General features: G+C 70.5%; 25 protein-coding genes. 23 read left to right on the forward strand and 2 right to left on the reverse strand.

Features of this window, described 5'->3' with window-relative positions; translation table 11 throughout:
- Positions 1–311: 311 nt before the first annotated feature.
- From AB0411_RS36780 to AB0411_RS36845, 14 genes are all read left to right on the forward strand, one after another.
- Positions 312–650, forward strand: a complete 339-nt coding sequence (locus tag AB0411_RS36780) for a hypothetical protein (RefSeq protein ID WP_366421587.1) — start codon at positions 312–314, stop codon at positions 648–650.
- 91 nt (positions 651–741) lie between these two features.
- Positions 742–1,230, forward strand: a complete 489-nt coding sequence (locus AB0411_RS36785; RefSeq protein WP_366421588.1) for a P27 family phage terminase small subunit — start codon at positions 742–744, stop codon at positions 1,228–1,230.
- Entirely contained in the window at positions 1,208–2,941 is a 1,734-nt protein-coding gene (locus AB0411_RS36790; protein WP_366421589.1) for a terminase large subunit, read from the forward strand. Before AB0411_RS36785 ends, AB0411_RS36790 begins: the two co-directional genes overlap by 23 nt.
- Before the next feature lie 12 nt (positions 2,942–2,953).
- A complete protein-coding gene (locus AB0411_RS36795; protein WP_366421590.1) occupies positions 2,954–4,429 on the forward strand; it encodes a phage portal protein in 1,476 nt (491 codons plus the stop codon).
- A complete protein-coding gene (locus tag AB0411_RS36800) occupies positions 4,426–5,400 on the forward strand; it encodes a hypothetical protein (protein ID WP_366421591.1) in 975 nt (324 codons plus the stop codon). The genes AB0411_RS36795 and AB0411_RS36800 overlap by 4 nt, the downstream gene beginning before the upstream one ends.
- An 80-nt stretch (positions 5,401–5,480) precedes the next feature.
- Positions 5,481–6,176: a hypothetical protein gene (locus AB0411_RS36805; protein WP_366421592.1), complete on the forward strand. Its 696-nt coding sequence runs from the start codon at positions 5,481–5,483 to the stop codon at positions 6,174–6,176.
- 42 nt (positions 6,177–6,218) lie between these two features.
- Complete coding sequence (locus AB0411_RS36810; RefSeq protein WP_366421593.1) at positions 6,219–7,163, forward strand: major capsid protein; 945 nt, start codon at positions 6,219–6,221, stop codon at positions 7,161–7,163.
- A 17-nt stretch (positions 7,164–7,180) separates the two neighbouring features.
- Entirely contained in the window at positions 7,181–7,501 is a 321-nt protein-coding gene (locus tag AB0411_RS36815) for a hypothetical protein (protein WP_366421594.1), read from the forward strand.
- A gap of 3 nt (positions 7,502–7,504) precedes the next feature.
- Positions 7,505–8,071: a hypothetical protein gene (locus tag AB0411_RS36820; RefSeq protein ID WP_366421595.1), complete on the forward strand. Its 567-nt coding sequence runs from the start codon at positions 7,505–7,507 to the stop codon at positions 8,069–8,071.
- A 2-nt stretch (positions 8,072–8,073) separates the two neighbouring features.
- Positions 8,074–8,415 carry a hypothetical protein gene (locus tag AB0411_RS36825; RefSeq protein ID WP_366421596.1) on the forward strand — a complete coding sequence of 114 codons (342 nt, stop codon included), beginning with the start codon at positions 8,074–8,076 and terminating at the stop codon, positions 8,413–8,415.
- Positions 8,415–8,753: a hypothetical protein gene (locus AB0411_RS36830; protein ID WP_366421597.1), complete on the forward strand. Its 339-nt coding sequence runs from the start codon at positions 8,415–8,417 to the stop codon at positions 8,751–8,753. Before AB0411_RS36825 ends, AB0411_RS36830 begins: the two co-directional genes overlap by 1 nt.
- Before the next feature lie 11 nt (positions 8,754–8,764).
- On the forward strand, positions 8,765–9,154 hold the full coding sequence (locus AB0411_RS36835) for a hypothetical protein (RefSeq protein WP_437044468.1): 390 nt from the start codon (positions 8,765–8,767) through the stop codon (positions 9,152–9,154).
- A gap of 63 nt (positions 9,155–9,217) precedes the next feature.
- Positions 9,218–9,865 carry a phage tail protein gene (locus AB0411_RS36840; RefSeq protein WP_366421599.1) on the forward strand — a complete coding sequence of 216 codons (648 nt, stop codon included), beginning with the start codon at positions 9,218–9,220 and terminating at the stop codon, positions 9,863–9,865.
- Positions 9,866–9,972: 107 nt separating this feature from the next.
- Positions 9,973–10,299, forward strand: a complete 327-nt coding sequence (locus tag AB0411_RS36845) for a hypothetical protein (RefSeq protein WP_366421600.1) — start codon at positions 9,973–9,975, stop codon at positions 10,297–10,299.
- Here the strand turns inward: AB0411_RS36845 and AB0411_RS36850 are convergent.
- Positions 10,296–10,430, reverse strand: a complete 135-nt coding sequence (locus AB0411_RS36850) for a hypothetical protein (protein ID WP_366421601.1) — start codon at positions 10,428–10,430, stop codon at positions 10,296–10,298. The two genes, AB0411_RS36845 and AB0411_RS36850, sit on opposite strands and share 4 nt — an antisense overlap.
- On the opposite strand from AB0411_RS36850, the gene AB0411_RS36855 reads away from it, so the two are divergent.
- From AB0411_RS36855 to AB0411_RS36895, 9 genes are read left to right on the forward strand one after another with little or no spacing between them, the layout of a single operon-like run.
- Positions 10,422–10,721 carry a hypothetical protein gene (locus AB0411_RS36855; protein WP_366421602.1) on the forward strand — a complete coding sequence of 100 codons (300 nt, stop codon included), beginning with the start codon at positions 10,422–10,424 and terminating at the stop codon, positions 10,719–10,721. The genes AB0411_RS36850 and AB0411_RS36855 overlap by 9 nt on opposite strands.
- 4 nt (positions 10,722–10,725) lie before the next feature.
- A complete protein-coding gene (locus AB0411_RS36860) occupies positions 10,726–15,138 on the forward strand; it encodes a phage tail tape measure protein (protein WP_366421603.1) in 4,413 nt (1,470 codons plus the stop codon).
- Between the two features lie 10 nt (positions 15,139–15,148).
- A complete protein-coding gene (locus tag AB0411_RS36865; protein ID WP_366421604.1) occupies positions 15,149–16,039 on the forward strand; it encodes a hypothetical protein in 891 nt (296 codons plus the stop codon).
- A complete protein-coding gene (locus AB0411_RS36870; RefSeq protein WP_366421605.1) occupies positions 16,039–17,184 on the forward strand; it encodes a phage tail protein in 1,146 nt (381 codons plus the stop codon). The genes AB0411_RS36865 and AB0411_RS36870 overlap by 1 nt, the downstream gene beginning before the upstream one ends.
- Positions 17,184–18,119 (forward strand): hypothetical protein, encoded by a 936-nt coding sequence (locus tag AB0411_RS36875; protein ID WP_366421606.1) that lies wholly within the window; start codon positions 17,184–17,186, stop codon positions 18,117–18,119. The genes AB0411_RS36870 and AB0411_RS36875 overlap by 1 nt, the downstream gene beginning before the upstream one ends.
- Positions 18,120–18,129: 10 nt before the next feature.
- On the forward strand, positions 18,130–18,747 hold the full coding sequence (locus tag AB0411_RS36880) for a hypothetical protein (RefSeq protein ID WP_366421607.1): 618 nt from the start codon (positions 18,130–18,132) through the stop codon (positions 18,745–18,747).
- A 13-nt stretch (positions 18,748–18,760) separates the two neighbouring features.
- Complete coding sequence (locus AB0411_RS36885) at positions 18,761–21,412, forward strand: right-handed parallel beta-helix repeat-containing protein (RefSeq protein ID WP_366421608.1); 2,652 nt, start codon at positions 18,761–18,763, stop codon at positions 21,410–21,412.
- Between the two features lie 47 nt (positions 21,413–21,459).
- Positions 21,460–21,780 carry a hypothetical protein gene (locus AB0411_RS36890; protein WP_366421609.1) on the forward strand — a complete coding sequence of 107 codons (321 nt, stop codon included), beginning with the start codon at positions 21,460–21,462 and terminating at the stop codon, positions 21,778–21,780.
- The gene (locus AB0411_RS36895; protein WP_366421610.1) at positions 21,777–22,451 is read left to right on the forward strand and encodes a collagen-like protein; all 675 of its coding nucleotides are present in this window, start codon (positions 21,777–21,779) and stop codon (positions 22,449–22,451) included. Before AB0411_RS36890 ends, AB0411_RS36895 begins: the two co-directional genes overlap by 4 nt.
- Before the next feature lie 91 nt (positions 22,452–22,542).
- Here AB0411_RS36895 and AB0411_RS36900 read toward each other — a convergent pair whose 3' ends face one another.
- Positions 22,543–23,040 carry a hypothetical protein gene (locus tag AB0411_RS36900; RefSeq protein ID WP_366421611.1) on the reverse strand — a complete coding sequence of 166 codons (498 nt, stop codon included), beginning with the start codon at positions 23,038–23,040 and terminating at the stop codon, positions 22,543–22,545.
- Between the last annotated feature and the right edge of the window lie 7 nt (positions 23,041–23,047).

A 23,047-nucleotide genomic window follows, 5' to 3' on the forward strand; every position in this document is an offset into this window, starting at 1 on the left:
GGATGCCCAGAGACAGTGACGCAAGGGCGATGCGATACGCACACGCGCGAGGCAGAGCAGCAGCGAGGCAGCAGCACACAGCGTGGATACGGCAGCAGATGGCAGCGCACAGCCAGCAGCTACATCTACAGACACCCATGGTGCGTACTGTGCGGCAAGCCATCCAAGGTGCCTGACCACTTCCCCGTGTCACGCAAGGACCTGATCGCCCAAGGCGAGACAGACCCTGACGCTGACCGACACCTACGTCCGCTCTGCGTGCCATGCCACAACAGCGAGACGGCCAAGCATCAACCAGGAGGATGGAACCAGTGACCGCGTTCACCCCGCGTCAACTGCGAGTCATCGCCGACCAGATCGAACGGCTCACCAAGGCCCGCAGGGTCAACGAGCAGTCCGGCGTAGCCACCACACCCGACGTGATGGCCCTGGAGCTCCCCGGGCACGTCCTGGGCGTCCTCCGATGGACCGAGATCACCATGCCGGAGCACATCAGCCAGCGCCGGCTACGCCAGTACGGCTCATCCGAGGCATGGCGCTACGAGCTCCACCTCAACGTCCAGAGCCCCACCGGGGCCTCAACGGGCCCTGACTCCGAGCCGACCCCACCCACGCCTGGGGGGTGCCTCCCCTCCCCCCTCCGAGGCTGACCGCCGGGGAGGGCGAGCCGCACGATGGCCGATTGGGCCGTTCCTGTGGGTGATCGGCAACTGCGAAGCGTGACCGAGGGTGGTGGTCGTCATGGCGGTACGCGGTGCGAAGCCGAAGCCGCATCTTCAGGCCGTGCGCGAGGGCACCTTCAGGGAGGACCGGCAGAGCGCCGGCGTCCGCTTCGCCCCGGCCGACCCGGTCGAACCTGACTGGGAGCTCCACCTGCCCGGGGAGCGGGAGGAAGACGCCCTCGCCAGGGAGACCGCCGCGGGGGCCTGGGCGCGCACCGTGCCCGCGCTGGTCGTGGCGGCCGGCCTGTCCAACACGCAGCGGGACACGGCCATCGAGTACTGCGTCACCTGGGCGCGCCTGGTCCAGGCGGAGCGTCACCTGTCCTCCGAGGGTCTGGTGGTGCCCACCGAGCGGGGCAACGTGAAGAACCCCTGGACCACGATTGCCCACCAGTACCGGGCGCACTTCCGGTCCCTGGTCGGGGAGCTGGGCCTGTCGCCGGCGGCGGCCACACGTCTTACTCCGCCGGAGAGCGGGGGCGACGATGACGGTGACGTCTTCGACTGAGCATCTGTCCATCGCGGACATGGGGGACGACCTGCCCGTGCCGCGCCTGGCGCTGCTGGAGATCGGCCTGACGGAGGAGCAGATCGCCGAGGCGCTGGCCTCGCGGCCGCTGGTGCACGCCTTCCACGCGGACCGGCAAGAGGGCGCGTGGTTCTCCGTCGAGGCGGCGTTGCGGGCCAAGCGGGCGATCGAGTCGTTCAAGCACACCCGGTCGAGGTGGGGCGGTACGCCGCTGCTGCTGGCCCCGTGGCAGCTGGTCTGGGTCATCCTGCCGGTCTTCGGCTGGCTGTACTACGACGAGGAAGCCGAGCGGGACGTCCGGGTGATCCGCTCGGCCTGGATTGAGGTCCCCCGCAAGAACGGCAAGTCGACGCTGTCCTCGGGCATCGCGCTGACGCTGCTGCTCGCCGACCGCGAGGTGGGCCCCGAGGTGTACGCCGCGGCCACCGACCGGCTCCAGGCGGGCCGTGTCTTCGAGGACGCCAAGCGCATGGCGATGACGTCGCCGGCCGGACGGCGGGCCGTCGAGGCCAGGGCCGCGGTGCTGGTGGCCAAGCGCAACGGCGGCATCCTGCGGGCCCTGTCGAAGATCGCCGAGGCGGCGCACGGCCTGAACGTGTCGGGCGCAGTGGTCGACGAGGTGCACGTCCACAAGCGGCGTGACCTGATCGAGGCGATCGAGACCGGCACGGGCGCGCGGGACCAGCCGCTGATCGTCTACATCACCACGGCCGACGAAGGCTCCGAGTTCACGATCTACGACGAGAAGCACACGTTCACCGTGCGGGCCGCTCAGCACGTCATCGAGCCTCCGTCCCACTACGGCGTGATCTGGGCGGCGTCCGAAGAAGACGACCCGTTCGATGAGGCGACGTGGCACAAGGCCAACCCGGGCATGCGCTACGGCTTCCCGAAGGTGTCCGCCATCAGGGACGCCGCGGAGAAGGCCAAGACGACCCCCTCGGCGTTCCCGGGGTTCTGCCGGCTGTACCTGAACCGGCGGATGAGCATGCAGTCGAAATGGCTGCCGCTGCCCCTGTGGGACGCCAACGAAGGCGAGATGTCCACGGAGAAGGCGCTGAAGTTCCAGCCGGCGTGGGGCGGCCTGGACCTGTCGGCCGTCTCTGACCTTTCGTCGTGGGTGCTGATCGTGAAGTCCCGTCTGCCGGGCGTTGAGCTGGAGATCCTGCCGCGGTTCTGGCTGCCCGAGGAGCGGGTCGACGACCTGGCGCACCAGCTCCAGGTGCCGCTTCGAGACTGGGTGAATGAGGGGCTGCTCCACCTGACCGAGGGCGACGCCATCGACTACGCCACGATCGAGAACCAGATCCTCGAGGACTCACGCCGCTACCGCATCCAGCGCATCAGCTACGACCGGATGTTCACGGGCGGTTCGCTCCAGCGCATCGAGGCCAACCCGCGCATCGGCGAAGTGGTGCCGGTCAACCAGACGTACATGGGCCTGTCCCCGGCCGCCAAGGAGACCGAGCGGCTGTTGCTGGAGAAGGCCGCACGGCACGACGGCAACAAGCTGCTGCGCTGGAACGCCGAGTGCGTCGAGGTGATCCGCGACGGCAACGACAACATCCGCCCGGTGAAGCCGGACCGCGGCAAGTCCAGTTCCCGCATCGACGGTGTCGCCGCCCTGGTGAACGCCGTGGATGGCTACCTGCGGCGTAAGCAGCGCCGCGACGAAGCGCTCAGCGCGTGAGAGGGGGTGCCCGTGCGTACCGACATTGAGCAGCCGCTGTCGGATGACGACTCCCCCGAGGACATGATCCGCAAGCTCCGGTCCCGGGCGGACCAGCGGAAGTCCCAGACCCAGAAGTACGACGACCTCTACAACGGCGAAGAAGGGCGGATGTTCTACGCCACGCCGGAGTTCGAGCAGCAGTCCGGCGGCATCTTCGAGGACTTCTCGGACAACTGGTGCCGGACGGTCCCGGACACGCTGCGGGAGCGGCTGGCGGTGACCGGCTTCCAGGGCGAGGACGGGCAGATCGACCGGGACGCGTGGAAGTCCTGGCGCCGCAACCGCGCGGACGTCGAGGTGGGCCTGGCGCTGCTGGACGCCCTGGTCGTCGCGCGCTCACACGCGCTCGTGTGGAACCCGACCGGCGAAGCCTCGGACATCTCGTTCCTGCCGAACGGCCAGGCCGCCGTCGACTACGTCCCGGGCGCGCGGGGGCTCCGGCGCGCGGGCCTGAACACCTGGTCCGACGGAACGCACGACTTCGCCACGCTGTTCGTGCGGGCCTTCGACGGCCGGCCCTCGATGGTCTACCGCCGGCAGCGCACCGCGAACGGCGGCCAGTGGGAGCCGCGGACCGTGGGGCTCCGCACGTCCGAGCAGACCGACTTCACCAACCCCATGGGCGAGGTGCCCATCGTCGAGATCCCCAACCGGGCCCGGCTGCACGGCGACCCGGAGTCGGACATCAAGACGGTGGCGCCCCTTCAGCGGGCGGTCAACACCCAGTGGGCGCACCTGCTCACGGCCTCGGACTACCTGGCCCTGCCGCAGCGCGCGATCCTCGGCATGGACAAGCCAGTGCGGGACATCAAGGACGCCGAGGGCAACATCATCGGCGAGGAAGACGTCCCGCTGACCCGGTACGGCAAGGACCGCCTGCTGTGGCTGAACAAGAGCGGCGCGGCCATTGCCCAGTTCTCCGCCGCGGACCTGGGCAACTACCTGCGGGTGATCGAGGCGTGCGTCCGGCACATCGCCGCACAGACCAGGACGCCCCCTCACTACCTGCTCGGCGAGATGTCCAACATTGCCGCCGAGGCCCTGAGCGCCGCCGAGTCGGGCCTGGTGGCCAAGGCCGGGGACAAGCAGCTGCACTTCGGCGCGGACCTGCGGGAGATCATGCGGCTGGACGCCATCGCGGCCGGCGACACCGCGCGGGCCGAGTCCATCGCCATGGGCAAGGTCCTGTGGCGTGACCCGCAGTACCGCAGCGAAGCCCAGTACGCGGACGCCCTGACGAAGTACAAGGCCCTGGGCGTACCGGATGAGGCCCTGTGGGGCATGATCCCGGGCGTTGAGCGGGAGCAGATCGAGGAGTGGAAGCGCATCCGCGATGAGCAGGCGAAGGCCCAGGCCGCCGCCGCTGCTGCCGCGTTCTCCAGCTTCGGCCCGAAGGACGACGGGAGCGAGGAAGCCCCGGCCGCCGCCGAGGAGCCCGCGGCATGAGCGACGCCGCCGACGCCCGCTACACGCAGATACAGACGCTGTCGCAAGCCGTTGTGGCGCGCGTGCAGTCCATCTGGTCAGGGCTGGACCCCGGCAACATCCTCGCTTCGCTCCAGGGCGACCAGGGCCGCGCCATCCTCGACGCGGTTATCGCCGGCCAGCTGACGGCCGCCCAGGGAGCGCAGACGTTCGTGGCCACCGCGATGGCGGCCCGCAACGCCTCGGCTCCTCTGGCCGCCGAGCTGGCCCCCGGCTCCCTGGCCGGCGTCGCCTCGGACGGACGGCCCCTGACCACGCTGCTGTTCAACCCGGCCATCACCACCTACACCGCCCTGGCGACCGGCGCGGACCCGCAGACCGCGCTGCTGAGCGGCATGACGCAGATGGCCAGGCTGGTGGCGACACAGATCAGCGACACCTCCCGCGCGGCCACTTCGGTGGCGATGGTGACGCACCGCAAGTGCATCGCCTACGTGCGGGTTGTGAAGCTCCCCGCGTGCGGGCGCTGCATCATCCTGGCTGGCAAGCAATACAGCTACTCCACCGGCTTCCAGCGGCACCCCAAGTGCGACTGCGGCATGGACCCCATCGACGTCGAGAAGTGGGGCGACGTGCCCAGCCCCGAGGACCTGGTCGCGCAGATGTCACCGGAGGACCAGCGAAAGCGCCTGGGCGCGGCCGCGGTCGACGCCCTCGCCAAGGGAGCCGACCTGGCCCAGGTGGTCAACGCCCGCCGCGGCATGCAGACGATGACGGCCTACGGCAAGAAGGTGCAGGCCACCACCGAGGGCACCAGCGTCCGGGGTGTCGCCGGCAAGCGCATGGCTGCCGACGCCGGCGCGGACAAGGTGCGCGGCGAGCGGTACCGCATCGCGCGGACCCCGCGGCTGATGCCCGAGGAGATCCTGCGCCTGGCCGACAGCCGCGACCACCAGCTCACGCTGCTCAGGAAGCACGGCTACATCTATTGATCTTCTCCTGGATCGATTCTCCGGGAGGGCGGCCACGGCGCGACGCCGCGGGCCGACGGCACAACGAAGGAGGGGGCACGATGCCCCAGCACACCCGCAAGCGCACCCTGGCCGCCGCGACCGGCGCCGGGTGGACCCACCCCTACGGCTCCAGCCCGTTCTCCCCGGTCCTCTACGCCGACGGCGGCGAGGGCGATGAGGGGGAGGCGGCGCCGAAGGGCGAAGCCAAGCCGGACAAGCCCGAGGTGGAGCCGCAGGACGATCCTGCCGGCGACGACGAAGGCGACGATCCCAAGCTGGGCGAGGCCGGCGAGAAGGCCCTGAAGGCGGAGCGCGCGGCACGCAAGGCCGCCGACAAGAAGGCCGCCGAGCTGGAGGCCGAGGTGTCCCGCCTGCGCCGCTCCAACGCGGCCAACAAGGGCACGGACGTCGATGCCATCAAGGCCGAGATCCGCGCGGATATCGAGGGCGCCTCGGCGGCGCGCATCATCCGCGCCGAGGTCAAGGCCGCGGCCGCAAAGCGTCTCGCCGACCCGGGCGACGCGGTGAAGCTGCTGGATCTGTCCGCCTTCGAGCTGAACGCCGACGGCGACGTGGACACCAAGGCCGTCACCAAGGCCCTGGATGACCTGCTCAAGGAGAAGCCCTACCTGGCCGCAGGCAAGCAGCCGTGGGGCGACGTGGGCGGCGGTCACCGCGACCCCGCGGCCGCGGATGTGGAGCCCGGCATGGCGCGGCTCCGGCACGCCTACGCAACCGAAACCAAGCGCAAGTAACGCGGCCCGCGCGGCGGGCCCGAACCGTGAAGGAGGCCCGCCGTGGCCGTAACCCTCGTCGAGGCAGCCAAGCTGTCCACGACCAATCTCCAGCGCGGCGTCATCGAGACGTTCGTCCAGGAGTCGTCCATCCTCGACCGCATCCCGCTGATGCAGATCGAGGGCAACGCCTACGCGTACAACGAGGAAGGCACCCTGCCGGGCGTCGCCTTCCGTTCGGTCAACGAGGCGTACACCGAGTCCACCGGCGCCTTCAACCAGAAGAGCGAGTCCCTGGTGATCCTCGGTGGCGACGCCGACGTCGACAAGTTCATCCAGCAGACCCGGGGCAACCTCAACGACCAGCGGGCCGTGCAGACCCGGATGAAGGTCAAGGCCGCGGCCTACAAGTTCCAGGACACCTTCTTCAACGGCGACGTCACCGTGGACACCAAGTCGTTCGACGGCCTCAAGAAGCGGCTGACCGGCGCGCAGGTTCTCGACGCTGCCACCAACGGCCTGGGCCCGGTCGCCGCCGGCCACGACTTCTTCGACGCGCTGGACGCCCTGGTCGCGTCCGTGCCGGGGCTCAACGCCTCCAACGGCGCCCTGTACGCCAACGCAAGCGTCATCGCGAAGATCAAGTCCAGCGCGCGGCGCCTGGGCGGCTACGAGATGGTCCGCGAGGCCATGACCCAGAAGATGGTCGCCACGTACAACGGCATCCCGCTGCTGGACCCGGGCATGACTGCGGCCGGCGCGGACATCCTGCCCCGGACCGAGACCCAGGGCAGCAGCTCGGTGGCGTCGTCTGTCTACGCCGTGCGCTTCGGCCAGGACGAAGGGGACCGCGCGGTCACCGGCCTGACCAACGGCGGCGTCATGGTCGACGACCTGGGCCAGCTCCAGGAGAAGCCCGCCTACCGCACCCGCATTGAGTTCTACTGCGGCCTGGCCGTGTTCGGCGGCAAAGCCGCAGCCCGACTCCGCGGCGTGCTGGCCGCCTGATCTGAAAGGACGCTCCCATGGCGACCAAGAGCAGCAACCCCACAGAGACCCGCCTCGACGACCACCTCGACGCGCCGTCGACCACGGCGCCCGGGGACGGCCCGGCGGACACCACCGACCCCGACGAGCGGGCCAGCTCGGCGACTCCCGACAAGGGCGCCGCCGCCAAGGCCGGCCACGGCACCGTGAACGCGGTGGTCCCGGTCCCCGGCAAGAAGGCCGCCGCGCGCTCCGGCAAGGACCGCATGGAGAAGTACACGGCCCTGCGGCCGGACGGCTCCGAGGTGACCGTCCAGCGGAACGTCGAGACCGGCGACTCCTCCCTTTCGGAGAGCTGACCGGTGGCCGGCCCGCCCCCGCCCCTGGCGACCGTCGAGGAGCTGGAGGATTGGCTACAGGTGCCGCGCGGCACCGCCCCGGTCAACACTGTCTCCCTGGCGCTGGACATCGCCTCGGGGCTGGTGCGGGCCGAGGCCCGATGCATGTTCACGGCGCGGACGGACACCATCGATCTGCGCATCGTGGACGGCACCATCAAGGTCCCCGGCCCGGTCCAGGCCGTGCTGCTGGTGACCGTCCGGGGACAGGACCTGACGAGCTCTCAATGGGAGCTCGACGGAGAGACGCTGCACCTGGCGTGGGAGGTCCTGCGGGACTGCCCGCGGCGGGCCGGCGTCACCTGGGCCCACGGGTACGACACGGTCCCCCTGGACGTCAAAGGCGTGGTGCTGGACGTTGCGGCCCGCGGGTGCGTCAACCCCAGCAGCCTTCGGCAGGAGTCCACGGGGCAGCGTTCGGTGACGTTCGCGGCCGAGACCATCGGCACATCGCTGGCGGACATCGAGAAGGACAAGCTGGCCCGGTACCGCAGCAACGCGCGTGACCCCCTGGTGAAGGTCGGGAGGTAGCCGTGTTCGGCAGAACCGCCCTGATGGACCAGACCGTTCAGCACGTCTCGCGCTACATGGCACCGGACGACCGGGGCAACGACTCGTGGCAGGAAGACCCGCCGGTCGACGTTGAGCACTGCTCGGTCCAGCCGCTGGACTCCGTCGAGTACCTGTCCAGCGCATCCGATCAGGTTGTCTCGCGCTGGCAGTTCTTCGGCCCGCCGGGACTGGACCTCAAGGCCACGGACCTGATCAGGGCCGACGGCAAGGAGTACGAGATCGACGGCCAGCCCGGCATCAACCGGGCCGTCTCGCCGCTGCTGGCGCACACGTCCGCAGTGCTGAAGGAGGTGACCGGCTGATGGCACGCAAGGTCCGTATCCGCTTCGACGAGCGGGGCCTGACCGAGGTGATGCAGCTGCCCGCGGTCCGGGAAGCGCTGCACAGACGGGCCGAGCAGATCGCCGCCGTGGCCCAAGGCATCGCCCGCTCGGAGATTGACGACGGCTTCGCCAACGAGATTCACGTCTCCGACGAGATCCGGCCCTCGGGCCGGCCGGTCGCCAAGGTCGAGGCGACCCGCGAGGACGCCGCGGCCCAGGAGTGGGGAAGCTCCAACACCGACCGGCGGCGCGTCCTGGGCCGGGCCGGCGGCGTCACCCCGCAGACCATCTTCAAGGACCGCCGGGAGAGTCGATGACGGCCGGCCAGATGTGGGGCGACGTCGAGAACGCCGTCGCCATGTGGCTACGTAGCCAGCTCGGCGACGGCGTGCGCGTCGTCAACGAGCTGCCCACCACCCTCGAGAAGTCGTTGCCGCTGGTCCAGGTGCAGCTTCTGCCAGGCGGCGGAGACGACGACCGCGACGACCAGGCCGTGGTCGACGTCGACACCTTCGCCGCGACCCGCACCGCAATGTGGACCGTCGCCGAGCGGGTCCGCACCGCGATGCTCGCCGCACCGGGGAACGTCTCGGGCGGCGTCCGGATAGACCGGGTCACCACCGACGTGCGGCCCGGCTGTGTCCCCTACGGCAACCCGGCCCTGCGCCGGGCGGTCGCCACCTACCGGCTCACCAGCCGCGCACAGGCGCCCGCCTGACGCGCACCACCACACCGCAGCCCCGCCACCGCGCGGGGCTTTGTCATGGAAGGAGTGGCTGCCGTGGTTGCCGCCAACTTCGACACGATCAACGAGCTCAAGCGGTCCCTCATCCGCAAGGCTCTGTCCTACGCAGTGTTCGCCGCCGACGTGGACGCCGCCGCTGTCACCGCGCCGTTCGACGTCTCGGGCATCCTCCAGGCCCTGCCCGCCGGCTATGTGCCGATCGGCTACACGACCGATGACGGGGTGACCTTCTCCGGGGACTACTCGGTGTCCGAGGTGACCTCGGGGCAGTCCGCCAAGCCGACCCGCTCGGACGTCGAGACCGACACGATGACGGCCCAGTGGACGCCGCAGGAGACCAACGCCGCGACGGTCGCGCTGTTCGAGAACCTGCCCCTGGACCAGCTCGGCGCCGTGGGCACCGGTTGGTCCTGGTCCCGGCCGATGGCGCCGGCGACCATCTACCGCCGGCTGCTGTTCATCGCGCGGGACACCGGCGAGAACGGCACCGACCCCATCTACATCGTGCGGCACATGCCGCTCTCCCTGCGGACCGACCGCGGAGACGAGCAGTGGTCCCGCACCGAAGCCATCACGCGTGAGGTCACCTTCACCGCGTACCACGACGACGTCGTTGGCACCGACGCCAAGACGTGGATCGATGGCCCCGGCTGGCGCGCACTGGCCCCGGAGGAAGAGGGCTAAGCGTGACCGCCCCCAAGACGGGTGCGAGGCGGCGGACACGGGTGAGCCCTGCCGCCTCGCACCCTTCGCCCGCTCACCCGCAGGCCACCCAGGAAGAAGCACCGATCATGAGCAAGCCCAACCGCAAGCGATACAAGCTGACCGAGGTCAAGGCCCAGTACGCCGAGGCCGTCGGCGGCGAAGACGTCGAGTTCGAGGCGGACAACGGGGAGCTCTTCACCTTCCCGCACCCGCTGTTCGCGGACGACGACTGGTCCAAGGGCGTCGACGAAGCCGAGACCGCCAAGGACAAGGCCCGCGCGATGCTCGGCGACGAGCAGTACGAGAAGTACGCCGCGGCCGGCAACTCCGACAATGACGTCTTCCTGCTGTTCATGGCCGTTCAGCAGGACGCGCAGGGGCAGCTGAAGAAGGGCCGCCCTACACGGTCCTAGACGTCCTTGGGGAGCACCCCGAGGCCGTCGAGGCTGACCTCGCCCACCACTACCCGCGCGACGCCGACCAGCTCGCCGCCTACTTCCGGGGCGACATGACGCTGCGTCGCCTGCGGGTGCTGGTGGAACACCTGCCGCCCACCTCGGCTACGGCCCGTGCGGCGGCCGGCCATCACTGGCAACACGGCGACTGGATGCTGGCGGACCTGGTCGACCTGATGGCCCGGCACTTCACCGCGTTCCTCAACGCCAACCGTGCCGAGAAAGCCAGCCCGGTGCCGTACCCGGACGCCGTCTGGCGACCCGGAGACCCGACGCCCGAGCAGAAGGCCAAGGCCGACCGCAAGCGCCACCGGGCAGCCCGGACCGCCTACCAGGAGATCGTCGCGCAGGCGACGCCGCAGTACGCAGAGAAGGGGTGATCCCATGCCCCGCGCTGCATCCGTGTGGCTGGACGTCCTGCCGTCGATGGCGGAGTTTCGTCGTGAGCTCCGCCGTGAGCTGGAAGACCCTGTTCGCCAGTCCGCTACCCGGGCCGGCGAACAGGGCGGCGAAGGGCTGATGGCCGGCCTGGGCGGCAAGATGAAGGCCGGGGCACTGGGCCTGGGCGTCGCTGTCGGTGCGTTGATGGTGCAGGGCCTCGAGCAGTCGATGGCCAAGCAGAAGGCCACCGGCCAGCTGAAGGCATCCCTGGGCCTGACGGCGAAGGACGCCCAGAAGGCGGGCCAGGCGGCCGGCGCCCTGTACTCCAACGCGGTCACCGAGTCCGTCGAGGAAGGCGCCGCGGCGGTCAAGGCCATCATGTCCGCCGGCATCGCCCCGCCGAAGGCCACCACGCAGCAGCTGGCCAGCATCGCCACCAAGGTCCAGGACGTCTCCACCCTCTTTGAGACGGACCTGGGCCAGACCGCCAACGCCGTCGGCCAGATCATGAAGACCGGCCTGGCGAAGAACTCCAAGGAAGCCCTCGACACCATCACCCGCGGCTTCCAGGTCATGGGCCCCCGCGCCGATGACCTGATGGACACCTTCAACGAATACTCCACGATCTTCCGGTCCCTGAATCTGCCGGTGAAGACCGTGACGGGGCTGCTGTCCCAGGGCATGAAGGCAGGCGCGCGGGACACGGACGTCGTCGCGGACGCCCTGAAGGAGTTCCAGATCCGGGCCACCGACGGCTCGAAGGCTTCCGCCGCCGGCTTCGACGCCCTGGGACTGTCGGCGAAGGGCATGACCGCCCAGATAGCCAAGGGCGGCAAGGGCGCGTCAGACGGACTCCAGACCGTCCTGGACAGACTCCGCGGGATGAAGAACCCGGTGGACCGCAACGCGGCCGCCGTGGCGCTGTTCGGCACCAAGGCCGAGGACATGGGCAAGGCCCTCTACGCCCTCGACCCGTCCAAGGCCGTCAAGGACCTGGGCAAGGTGGGCGGCGCGGCCAAGCAGGCCGGGGACGACCTGCGCAACAACGCCGGCGCCAAGATCGAGCAGTTCAAGCGGCGGGCCCTGATGGCCATCGGGGACACCGTCGCCAAGTACGTCATCCCGGGCCTGACGAAGTTCGGGTCGTTCCTGAACAGCGATGTCCTGCCGGTGGTCAAGTCGTTCGCCGGCGTCATGGCGCGCACCTTGGGCCCGGCCCTGCGGGGTGTCGGTGCGGCGTTCTCCGCGACGGTGGGCTGGCTCAAGGAGTACGGCGTTTGGCTGGTGCCGCTCGGCATCGCTGTCGCCGGCGTGGCCGTGGCCATGAACACCCAGGCCATCGCCACGGGCGCGGTTTCTGCGGTGTTCGGCATCTACCGCGCGGTGATCCTGACCAGCACGGCCGTCACCCAGGGATTCGCCGGTGCCCAGGCGTTCCTGTCCGCGGTGATGCGGGCCAACCCGATCGTGCTGGTCATCACCGCGATCATCGCCCTGGGCGCCGCCCTGGTCATCGCCTACAAGAAGTCCGAGACGTTCCGCGCGATCGTGCAGGGCGCCTGGGAGGGCATCAAGACCGCCGCGCTGTGGGTGTGGAACAACGCGTTGAAGCCGGCGTTCGCGGGGCTGGTCGCGGCGTTCAAGGCCATCGGTGCGGCTGCGTCCTGGCTCTGGTCGACCGTGCTCCAGCCGGTGTTCAGCTTCATCGGAACGGCGGCCAAGATCCTCGCCACCGTGATCGGCGTCATCGTCGTGGGCCCCTTCATCCTCGGCTTCAAGCTGATCGCCGCCGCGGCGACGTGGCTGTGGGGTGCCGTGCTCAAGCCCGTGTTCGGGTGGATCGGCGGAATCTTCCGCTCGCTCGGTGCGGTGGCCGTGTGGCTGTGGACCAACGCCATCAGCCCCGTGATCGGCTGGATCGTCGCTGGCTTCCGCCTCTTCTGGGCCGGCGTGAAGGTCGTGTTCGGGTGGGTGAAGGCCGGCCTGCGGGCCGTCGGAGCAGCGGCGACGTGGCTGTGGACCAACGCCATCAGCCCCGTGATCGATTGGATCGTGGCCGGCTTCCAGTTCTGGTGGTCCGGCATCAAGGTCGTTTTCGGGTACGCCAAGGCCGGAATCCGCGCCGTCGGAGACGTCTTCAAGTGGCTCTGGAACAACGGCGTGAAGCCCGTCCTGGGCTGGATCGGCGACAAGGCCGGGTGGCTGTGGCGGGTCGCGCTCAAGCCAGCGTTCGACGCCATGAAAAAGGGCGTCAAGGCCGTGGGCCGGTCCTTCGAGGATGCCAAGGACTTCATCGGCCGGGCCTGGAGCAAGGTGCAGGACCTGGCGAAGATCCCCGTTAAGTTCCTGGTCAACACGATCTACAACAAGGCGATCGTCCCGACCTGGAACACCGTGGCCGGCGCGTTCGGCGCCCCCGAGATCAAGCGGATGGTCCTGCCCAAGGGCTTTGCCACGGGCGGTGCCATCCGCGGCGCGGGGACGGCGACGTCCGACTCCATCCCTGCGTGGCTCTCCAACGGTGAGCACGTCTGGACGGCCAAGGAGGTACGCAACGCGGGCGGCCACGGCGCGGTCATGGCCATGCGCCGGGCCGCAGCGAACGGTCGTATGGGCATGCCCGGCTTCAAGGACGGCGGCGGCATCTTCGGGTGGGTGAAGTCCGCCGGCACCGCGCTGAAGGGCGTGGGCTCGGCAGCCTGGGACGCGGTGAAGAAGGGCGCGTCCTGGCTCGGCGACACCATCGAGGCATCGGCGCGGGCGGGCGTGAAGCACGTGGTAAACCCGCTCCTGGCCAAGCTCCCGGGCGCCGACACCGGCTTCGGGAAGATGGTCCGGAACATCCCCGACAAGATCCTGGACGCCATCTTCGGCTACGCCAAGTCCGCGGACAGCAAGGTGGAGGACGCCTATTCGTCCGCCGCGGTGGGCGGGTCTGGCGTCAAGCGCTGGTCGAAGGTCGTCCTCCAGGCGCTGAAGATGGTCGGACAGCCGGCGTCGCTGCTCAACACGGTGCTGCGCCGGATGAACCAGGAGAGCGGCGGCAACCCCAGGGCCATCAACAACTGGGACTCCAACGCGAAGGCCGGCATGGCGTCGCGGGGCCTGATGCAGACGATCCCGGGGACGTTCGCCGCCTACGCGGGGAAGCTCAAGGGCCGCGGTATCTACGACCCGCTCGCCAACGTGTACGCCTCGATGCGGTACGCGCTCAGCCGGTACGGCTCTCTGTCGAAGGCGTACAACCGCGCCGGCGGATACGCCACGGGCGGCCGCCCGAAGGCCGGGGAACTGGCCTGGGTGGGCGAGGCCGGCCCCGAGCTGGTCCGCTTCAAGGGCGGGGAAACGGTCTACAACAACCGCGACTCCATGAGCATGGCGGCCGGCCTGGGCGTCCGCGGCTTCGCCAAGGGCACCGCCTCGGCCAAGGCCCGCAAGGAGATCCCCGGGGACCTGACGAACTTCACCAAGTCCCTCAAGGGCTCCGCCGCGGACATCGCCAAGGCCGCCAAGGCCCTGACCGACGACCTGAAGGCCGCAGGGGGCGCGGGCAAGTCGCTCGCCGCCTCGACGGCGAAGGTGTCCGCACGGCTCCAGACGATGGCCAAGCAGCGCGATGCGGCCGCTGCCAAGGTCAGTGCCGCCAAGGCCGGGGCTGCCGACCAGAAGAAGAGCGCGGCCGACTACCTGGGCCTGTCCAACCTGTCCGACGCAACCAGCATCGGCGACGTTCTGGCGGGCCTGAAGAACCGGCAGTCCACCCTGAAGGGCTTCCAGGGGCAGATCGCCGGCCTGTCGAAGAAGGGCCTGTCCCAGGACCTCATCTCGCAGCTGGTGGCCCTGGGCCCGGACAGTGCCCTCGGGCAGATGGTCTCCCGTGCCAACGCGGGCCAGATCAAGCAGCTCAACGCCCTCGCCAAGTCCGGCGCGAAGCTGTCGACCAGCTACGGCAACACCATGGCCGATGCCATGTACGACGCGGGCAAGTCCGCCTCGAAGGGCTTCCTTACGGGTCTTCTCGCCGACGAGAAGGCCATCCAGGCGGCCATGGCCAAGGTCGGCGCGGGAGCGGTGAAGGCGATCCGCTCCAAGAAGGGCATCGACGCCCACTCCCCGTCCCGCAAGGCCGCCCAGGCAGGCAAGGACCTTGGTGCCGGTCTGGTGGCCGGCATGGCGGCGTCCGGCCCTTCGGTGGCGACCGCCGCCGAGCGGCTTGGCGCAACGTCCATCCCGTCGGCCGGCGGCGTCGTCCCGGTCACCTCGGGCGGTGCCTCTACGGGGACCGCGCTGGCTGACCGTCCAGTGTTCCTGGTCGTCGAGGACGGCACGGTCCTGCGGGCCTATGTCGATGACCGGGTCGATGCGGGCCTGACGGACGTTCGCCGCACCTCGCGTGCCGGATCAAAGAGGAACTAGGAGGCACGCCATGCCGATGATCGTCAGCCTGTCCGCACCGCAAGTCACCCCGCCCGAGCAGATCGTGAGCCCGGAGGGGTGGCTGACAGCCACCGTGGACGCCCCGTGGGCGGGGGTGTACCTGGCGGTCGACTACACCGCGGGGGACACCCCCCTCGCCGAGGCCGGCGACATCCGCAAGGTGCTCATCGAGCGGGCCGACCCGGGCGCCACGGCGCGCGTGCCGGTCCGCTCGGGCAACCTGGCCTGGGCGGTAGAAGGCGTGGGTCAGGCGTACGACCATGAGGCGCCGCTCGGCGTCGGCGTGGCCTACACCGCCACGCCCCTCTACGTGGACGGCACATGGGGCCCGCCAACGTCCCTCGCGCTGACCGTTCCCGCGCCGCCGGCCGGGCAGAACAAGGACCTGTGGCTGAAGTCCCTGGATGTGCCCGGCCTGTCCATGCGCGTCATGCTGGGCCCGGCCGCCGGCACCAGCAGCGCCGCCCGCCAGGACACCGCCTCACGCTCCGGGTCTCCGTTCACCGCCGTGGCCTTCGACACCGCGGCGGCCCCGGCGGAGTCCGTCACCGTGGACGTGCCCACCGAGGACGTCGACCAGATGCGGGAGCTGATCCGCGCCGGCGTCCTGCTCGCCCAGGTGCGGCCCGGCTACATGACCCCAGACCGCTACTTCGTCCCGGCCGACGTGGCAGAGAAGGCCACCGGCAAGCTCGGCGCCACGGGCGGCTTCCAGTACACCTTCGACATCGTGCCCATCGAGCGGCCCGACACCGAGGGGCAGCCGATGGCGTCGCCCGGCTGGTCCTACGACACCCTCGCCGCGCAGTTCTCCTCCTACGACGCGGTCATCGCGTCCTACGACTCCTACGCGTCGCTCGCCACGAACGGGGCGGTGTAGTGCTGCCCATCTCCGCCGCCGCGCTGGCCGCCCTGCCGCAGGCCACCCGCCGGCCGGTACGGGCGGAATGGTCCAACGACGGCGGCCTGACGTGGACCCCGGCCCGCTTCGGGTCCGGCGGCGTCACGCCCGACCGGACCGCGGAAGTGCGCTACTCGGCGTCCGTGGAACTCCTCGACGCGCCCCTGGGACGCGACGGCATCAACAACGTGGCCACCCAGGTACGGCTGTTCCAGGGCCTGGGCGTGCCGCGGCGGGACATCGAGTGGATACCCGCCGGCTGGTACGTCATCGACCGCCTCAAGCGCACCCGCCTGGGCGTGTCCCTCGACCTGCTCGGCCGGGAGGACATCATCCGCACCGCGGCCCTGCCGCAGGCCCGCACCGTCGGCCCGGACTCGGCGGAAGCGTGCGCGGCCGCGCTCGTCGGCGAGGCCCTGCCCGGCGCCCCGATCGCCTGGCGCTCCGGCATCAAGTCCACCACCCGCGTGCCGTCGTTCGTGGTCGATGAGGACCGCTGGTCGGCCCTGTCCGGCGGCACGGACACCGCCGGCGCGGCTACCGGCATCGCGGCCGCCCTGGGCGGAGAGGTGTGGTGCGACGCCCGCGGAACGGTCACCTTCGGGCCCGTGCCGACGCTCAACGACCCGGTCCGCTGGACCGTGCCGCTCGGCCTGGCCACCGCCCAGCCCAGCCGCGAGGAGAGCAGCGAGGGCCTGACGAACCTGTGGGTGGTCAGCGGTGACTCCGGCTCAGGCGGCGCGCCCGTGGGGCCGGCCTACGCCTGGGACGACGACCCGGCCAGCCTGACCTACGCGGGCCCGGACCCCGTTCAGGACCCGTTGGCGCCGCAGCGCCTGGGCCTGCCCTACGTGCGGGTGCGCACCGGCCGCTACTCGTCGTCGCTGATCGGCAATCTCATCCAGGCCCGGGAAGTCGCCCAGGCCCGCCTGGCCGACAGCCTCGGCCTTCAGGCCAGTCTCTCCTTCTCGTCCGTGTGCAACCCGGCGGCGGAGCCCGGTGACGTGTTCTCCGTCGAGGTGGAGCCCGGTGTGTGGGAGCGCCACATCATCGACTCCTGCCCCTACACCCTGGGCGGGATCTCGATGTCATGCCAGACCCGCACCAGCGCAAGGAGGCTGTGATGGGCATCCGCGACCAGGTCGGCAAGGACCTCGCCGAGGTGAAGGCCGCGGCCGCGGGCGGACTCCAGACCGTCTCCGCCGAGGTCATCGACGTGACCGATGAGGGCACGGTGAACCTGCGGATGGACGGCGGAGAGCTCTACGACGTCGCGTGCACCGACGCCTACCGCAACCGGGCGGCCGGCGACACCGTGGCCGTGCGCCGCGGGTCCGTGCCCGTGGTGCTGTGGCGCCTGGGCGACGACCCGGCGGAAGCTGACGCCGCGCGCATCGCCACGCTCGCCCAGGACGCCGCCCAGGACCTGGTGGCCATCTCCGCGTTCACGTGGGGCACCCCGGCCCCGCCGGGGACAGGCTGGCAGCAGGTCAGCACGCTGTGGACGAAGAAGGACACCAACGGCAAGGGCGTGCTCTACGCCCAGCTCGGCACCGCTTCGGACACCTCCCCGGACGCTCTGGCGACCCGGGCCCCCAAGTCCGTGACGATCAGCCCGAACGATTCGGGGTCCTGGCGCAACGGCCGGCCCGACTCCTACGCCACCAGCCCCACGCAGGGCGACTGGACCGGCGGCGGCGACCGGCGCGGCGGATGGTTCTACGGCTCCGCCATCGCCTCGGCCTGCTCCGGCAAGACCGTCGCCTCGATGCGGGTCGCCTTCACCCGCAAGCGCGGAAGCGGCATCAACGGCAAGGTCCGCATGCGGCTGTACCTGCACAACTACACGTCCGCCCCCGGCGGCCAGCTAAGCCTCGGCGACGGGCCCGAAACGCTCCTGTCGCTGTCGGTGGGCGCCAAGGGAACCGCGACGCTGCCCGCGGCCTGGCGCACTGCCCTCGCTTCCGGATCGGCCCGCGGCCTGGCCATCGCCGGCCACGGCCGCGGCGAATACGCCGCCTTCACCGGCGGCTCCATCACCATCTCGTTCTCTGCCTAGGAGGTGCCCGGTGGCCACCATCGGATACGCCCAGCTGCCCGTGCCCGCAGGCGGCCAGTCCCCCACTGTCCCGGCCGATATCGCCGCGTTCGCCGAAGCCGTGGACCCGCACCTGCGGCACACCGCCACGGACCTGGCCGACCGGGTCAACAAGTACGCCTCGGCGCCCGCTCACACGCTCGTGACCGCCAACGACGGCACGATGTGGGTGAAGACCAGCTCGGTGACGGACACGTGGGTGACCATCTGGGAGCCGCTGGACCCGTGGGACCGCACGATGACGCTCAGCTCGGGCCTGCAACAGGGCGACGTGGCCATCGGCCTGATGATCCTGGGCAAGCAGGTCCACCTCAAGGGCCGCATCGAGCGCACCGACGCCACCAACCTGAACGACGCCAACGCCATCAACCTGGGCGCCGTCCCCTCGGACTGCATCCCCGCGGGCCTGCGCACCTGGCCCGGTACCTGCTCGATGGCCGGCACCACTACCGACGCCGCGGGCCGCCTCGAGGTCCTGGGCTCTAACAGCGCCTCGGCCTACGGGGTGTCCGGAGACATCCTGTGGTGGTACCAGGGCACCGACGGAACGCCGTGGGTGGACATCTCCGGCTCCTACTGGCTGATCTGAGAAGGAGCCTTCCGTGACTCAGTACACCTTCGGCGGCGTGCCCGCCGACGTCCTGACGACTTCCGGCGGCACGGTCGTCGCCGACTACCCCATCACCGTGCGGGTCGCCGGCACCGGCGCCACCGTCACCGCGATGTACGAGAGCGACGGCACGACGCCCATAGCGCAGCTCCGCTCCAACCCGTCCGGCAGCGACACCCCCGGCGCCATCCGCACCTTCAAGGTCGACGGCGTCACCGCCATCGAGTACGAGTACAACGGGCCGTCCGGCTCCCCGGTGCGCTGGTACGAGGCGGCACGCGAGGCCGCGACGGGCGCCCTGGACCAGATCGAGGACAAGCTGGACCTGTCCGGCGGCACCCTGACCGGCGCCGTGCACGCGGCCCTGGGCGCCTCGACCGCCGAGGCGTTCAGCACCGCCGTCACGGGCGACAGCAACGAGCGGTGGCGCATCACCGCCGACGGCAAGCAGTCCTGGGGGCCCGGCAACGCCGCCCTGGACACCTTCCTCCAGCGGTCCGCCGCCGGCGTCCTCGAGACCCCCGGCACTCTCCTTGCAGGGCAGGTTTCCTTGGCCGGCGCGCAGATCTACAACCCGGTGCTGTACGGCGCGCCGAACAACGGCACGGGCAACGCCTCGACCGGCATCCAGGCCGCGCTGAACGCCGCGCGCGACGCCGGCGGCGGCTGGGTGATGGTCCAGCCCGGCACGTACCTGATCGGCGCCACCCTGCGGATCTACGCGAACACCCGCCTGACGCTGCTGCCGGGCGCCGAGTTCCGCCGCAACGTGGCCGCCACCATGCTGCTCAACGGCGACGCCGCCCAGAACCTCGCCGGCTACACCGGCAACGGCAACATCGTCCTCGAGGGCGGCGTGTGGAACATGCGCGGCACCACGGCGGGGCTGACGGCCTCGGCGATGTGCATCAGCATCGGCCACGCCCGCGGCATCACCATCCGGGACATCGAGATCCGTGACCTGCCCGGCTATCACGGCATCGAGCTGAACAGCACCAAGGACGGCAAGGTCCTGGACTGCTCGTTCCGCGGCTACGTCGACCCCGGCGGCCGCACCTTCAGCGAGGCCATCCAGCTGGACCTGGCCAAGGGCAGCGCGTATTTCGGGGGCTTCGGCCCCTACGACCACACGCCGTGTGAGGACATCGAGATCCGCGGCTGCTACGTCGGGGCGTCGGGCACGGCCGGCACGGTGGCCTGGCCCCGCGGCATCGGCTCGCACTCGGCGACGATCGGCCGGTGGCACAAGCGCATCCGCATCGCCGACAACACCTTCGAGGGCCTGGCCCAGTACGGCGTCAGCATCTACTCCTGGTCCGACGTCACCGTCACCGGCAACACGATGTCCGGGTGCGGTGCCGGCGTGCGGGCCCAGGTCGTCGACTCGACCGACACCAACGACACCAAGAACACGTCCGGTACGCAGACCTCGGCGTCCCAGGACCTGCGCAACGTGACGATCGTCGGGAACACCATCACCGGCGGCATCGGCTACGACGACGCGATCCTCCTGTCCGGCGAGGCCACCGGCAAGGTCCTGAACGTCTCCATCGGCGACAACGTCATCGAGACGACCACGAACAGCGAGAACGGTGTCCGCTGCTCCTACGCCGAGCAGTACACGGTGACCGGCAACACCATCCGTGGCGTGTCCGGCACCGGCATCAGCCAGCAGAACATCGCGGGCGGCAACGTCACCGGCAACCGGATCTATCAGCCCGGCTCCAGCGGCATCTCCTGCGACACCGGCACGGGCGTCACCATCGCGTCCAACAGCGTCCGGGAGGCCGGCGTCAACGGCCTGCACGTCCTGGGCGGCGCGGACATCCAGGCCACCGGCAACTACCTCAAGGGCAGCAGCCGCGCGGCGTCCGGGTCCTACGGCATCCGCGTCTCGTCGTCCACGGACGGCCTGCTCATCGCCGGCAACCGGGTCCGCAAGTACGGGTCCGGCAACGAAGCCGCTTACGGCCTGTCCATCACCTCGACGTGCACCAACGTCCGCCGCTACGGCAACGACCTGACCGACTCGGGCACGTCGGGGATGCTCGACGACCAGACCACGGGCGCCGAGACCACGGCGTTCGACGTGACGGGCAACCTCGAGGACCTGATGCGCCCGGCGGGCCGGTACGAGACGGCGTCCAGGCTCCGGGCCGGCGCCACCTCGACGGCCGCGGTGTCCGGGACGCTGTACCTGGTGCCGATCTGGCTGCCCAAGGGCTTCACCGTCTCGAACATCTCGTTCATGAACGGCGCCACCGCGGCCGGCACGCCGACCAACTGGTGGTTCTCCCTGCACAACTCGGCGCGCGTGGCCCTGGCCCGCACCGCCGACCAGACGACCGCGGCGTGGGCGGCGAACACCGTCAAGACGCTCGCCGTCGCCCAGGCCACGGCCGGCAGCGCCTCGACCTACGTCACGACCTACGCGGGCCTGCATTACCTGGGCTTCATGATGAAGGCCACCACGCTGCCCAACCTCGTCGGGGAGGGCTCGATGGCCACGGGCGCGGCCGCATCTCCCGGCTTCGGCGACACGAATACCGGCATGACGACGCCGCCCACGGTCACGGGCGGAGCGTTCACCGCCAACGCCTTCGGCGGCAACGTGGGCCTCCTGGCTTACGGGTATGTCGCCTGACCATTCATCGGCGCCGGCGCGGGGAGCGCATGCCATAGGAGGCACCCGTGCCAGATGAACCCACCACCCTCGGGGAAGTGGTCCGCCGTTTCGATGACCGGTTCCTGGCTGTCCGCGAGGACATACAGCAGCTGGTGGTCATGCTCGACAAGAAGGTCTCCCAGGAGGTCTACGACCTGCGCCATGAGGTCCTGGCCGAGCGGGTCCGGGCGTTGGAGGTGCAGCGGGAGAAGGACGCCGCGCTGCGGGAGAAGGACGCCGAGAAGATCGTGGCAACCCGGCGCTGGCTGATCGGTGCGGTTGTGGTGCCGCTGGTCGGCGTCGTGGTGCCGCTGATCGTCATCCTGCTTCAAGGGGGCCGGTCGTGAGCTACCACCACATGCGCGCCCAGGAAAGACGCTGGCGTCGCGGGGACGCCATGGTGTTCTTCGGCGCCATCGTCCTGGGCTGCGTCCTGGCCTGGGTCGTCTTCAACGTCCGCCAGGTCAGCGAGGACTTGCAAGCCTCGAACGCCGCGCGGGATGCCCTGGCCGCCCAGGTGCAGCGCCTCGGCGGTACGCCGGTCGCCGGGCCCCCGGGGAGCCGCGGAGAGGCCGGGAAGGGCCTGCGCGGGCCGCGGGGCTACCCCGGGAAGGACGGGGCCGACGGCAAGGACGGGAAGGACGGCGCCAACGCCACCGGGAAGCCGGGCAGCCCGGGGAAGAACGGCGCCACCGGCGAGGCCGGGGAGCCAGGCACCAACGGCACGGACGGAAAGGCCGGCAGCAACGGGCAGAACAGCACCGTCCCGGGCCCCGCAGGGCCGGCCGGTCCCGCAGGCTCCGACGGGAAGAACGGCACGGACGGCAAGGACGGCCGTGACGGGGCCGACGGACGGGACGGGCAGACGTGCCCGGACGGCTACAGCCTTCAGCCCTCGACGAGCGATCCGGATGCGCTGGTGTGCCGCCGCGACGGTGCCCCCGACCCGGCACCGCAGGACCAGCCGACCACGGCGCCGAGTACCGCGGCCCTGCTCCCGGAGCGCAAGCGCCGGTGACGGTTCCGATCGGAACCATTCCGTTCGAATGCGTTCGAGCATCGCGAAGGCCCCCGCCCCTTCCCCGGGCGGGGGCCTTTCGTCGTTGCGATCAGGCGCTGGTCGTCGACCTGCCGAACCCGCGGTTGCGGTTGACCACGTTCATCGACGTGTTGTTGGTGGTGTTGTACGTGGTCTTGTTGGTGACCTTCTTGCCGAAGGCCGGCAGCTTCCAGGCGGCCACCATGATGGCGAGCCACATGAAGGAGCCGGTGTTGATGCCGGCGAGCGGGGTGAGGGCCTGCCCGATGCCCCAGCCGAGGCCCGCCGAGAGCGCACCCCCGCCGATGCCGGCGCCGATGAGGCGCTGGGCGGCCGGGTCAAGGAGCGGCAGGGGGGCCAGGTCGCGGGGCGGGGTCGGGGCGGTGGGCTGCACCTGGCTCCGACGGACGGCCACCATGCCCTCGCCGTACGCGTCCGGGACGTAGACCACCGGGTCGTCGTCCTCGCGCACCGCCGGGACGTTCAGGGGGGTCTGCTGCGGCCAGCCGGGCATCGACTGGGCGGTGGTGACGGGGCTACTGCTGTAGGGCTTGAGGGGGGCGTCCATGGCGTTC

The organism is Streptomyces angustmyceticus (assembly GCF_040701845.1).
GTDB classification, from domain to species: domain Bacteria; phylum Actinomycetota; class Actinomycetes; order Streptomycetales; family Streptomycetaceae; genus Streptomyces; species Streptomyces angustmyceticus_A.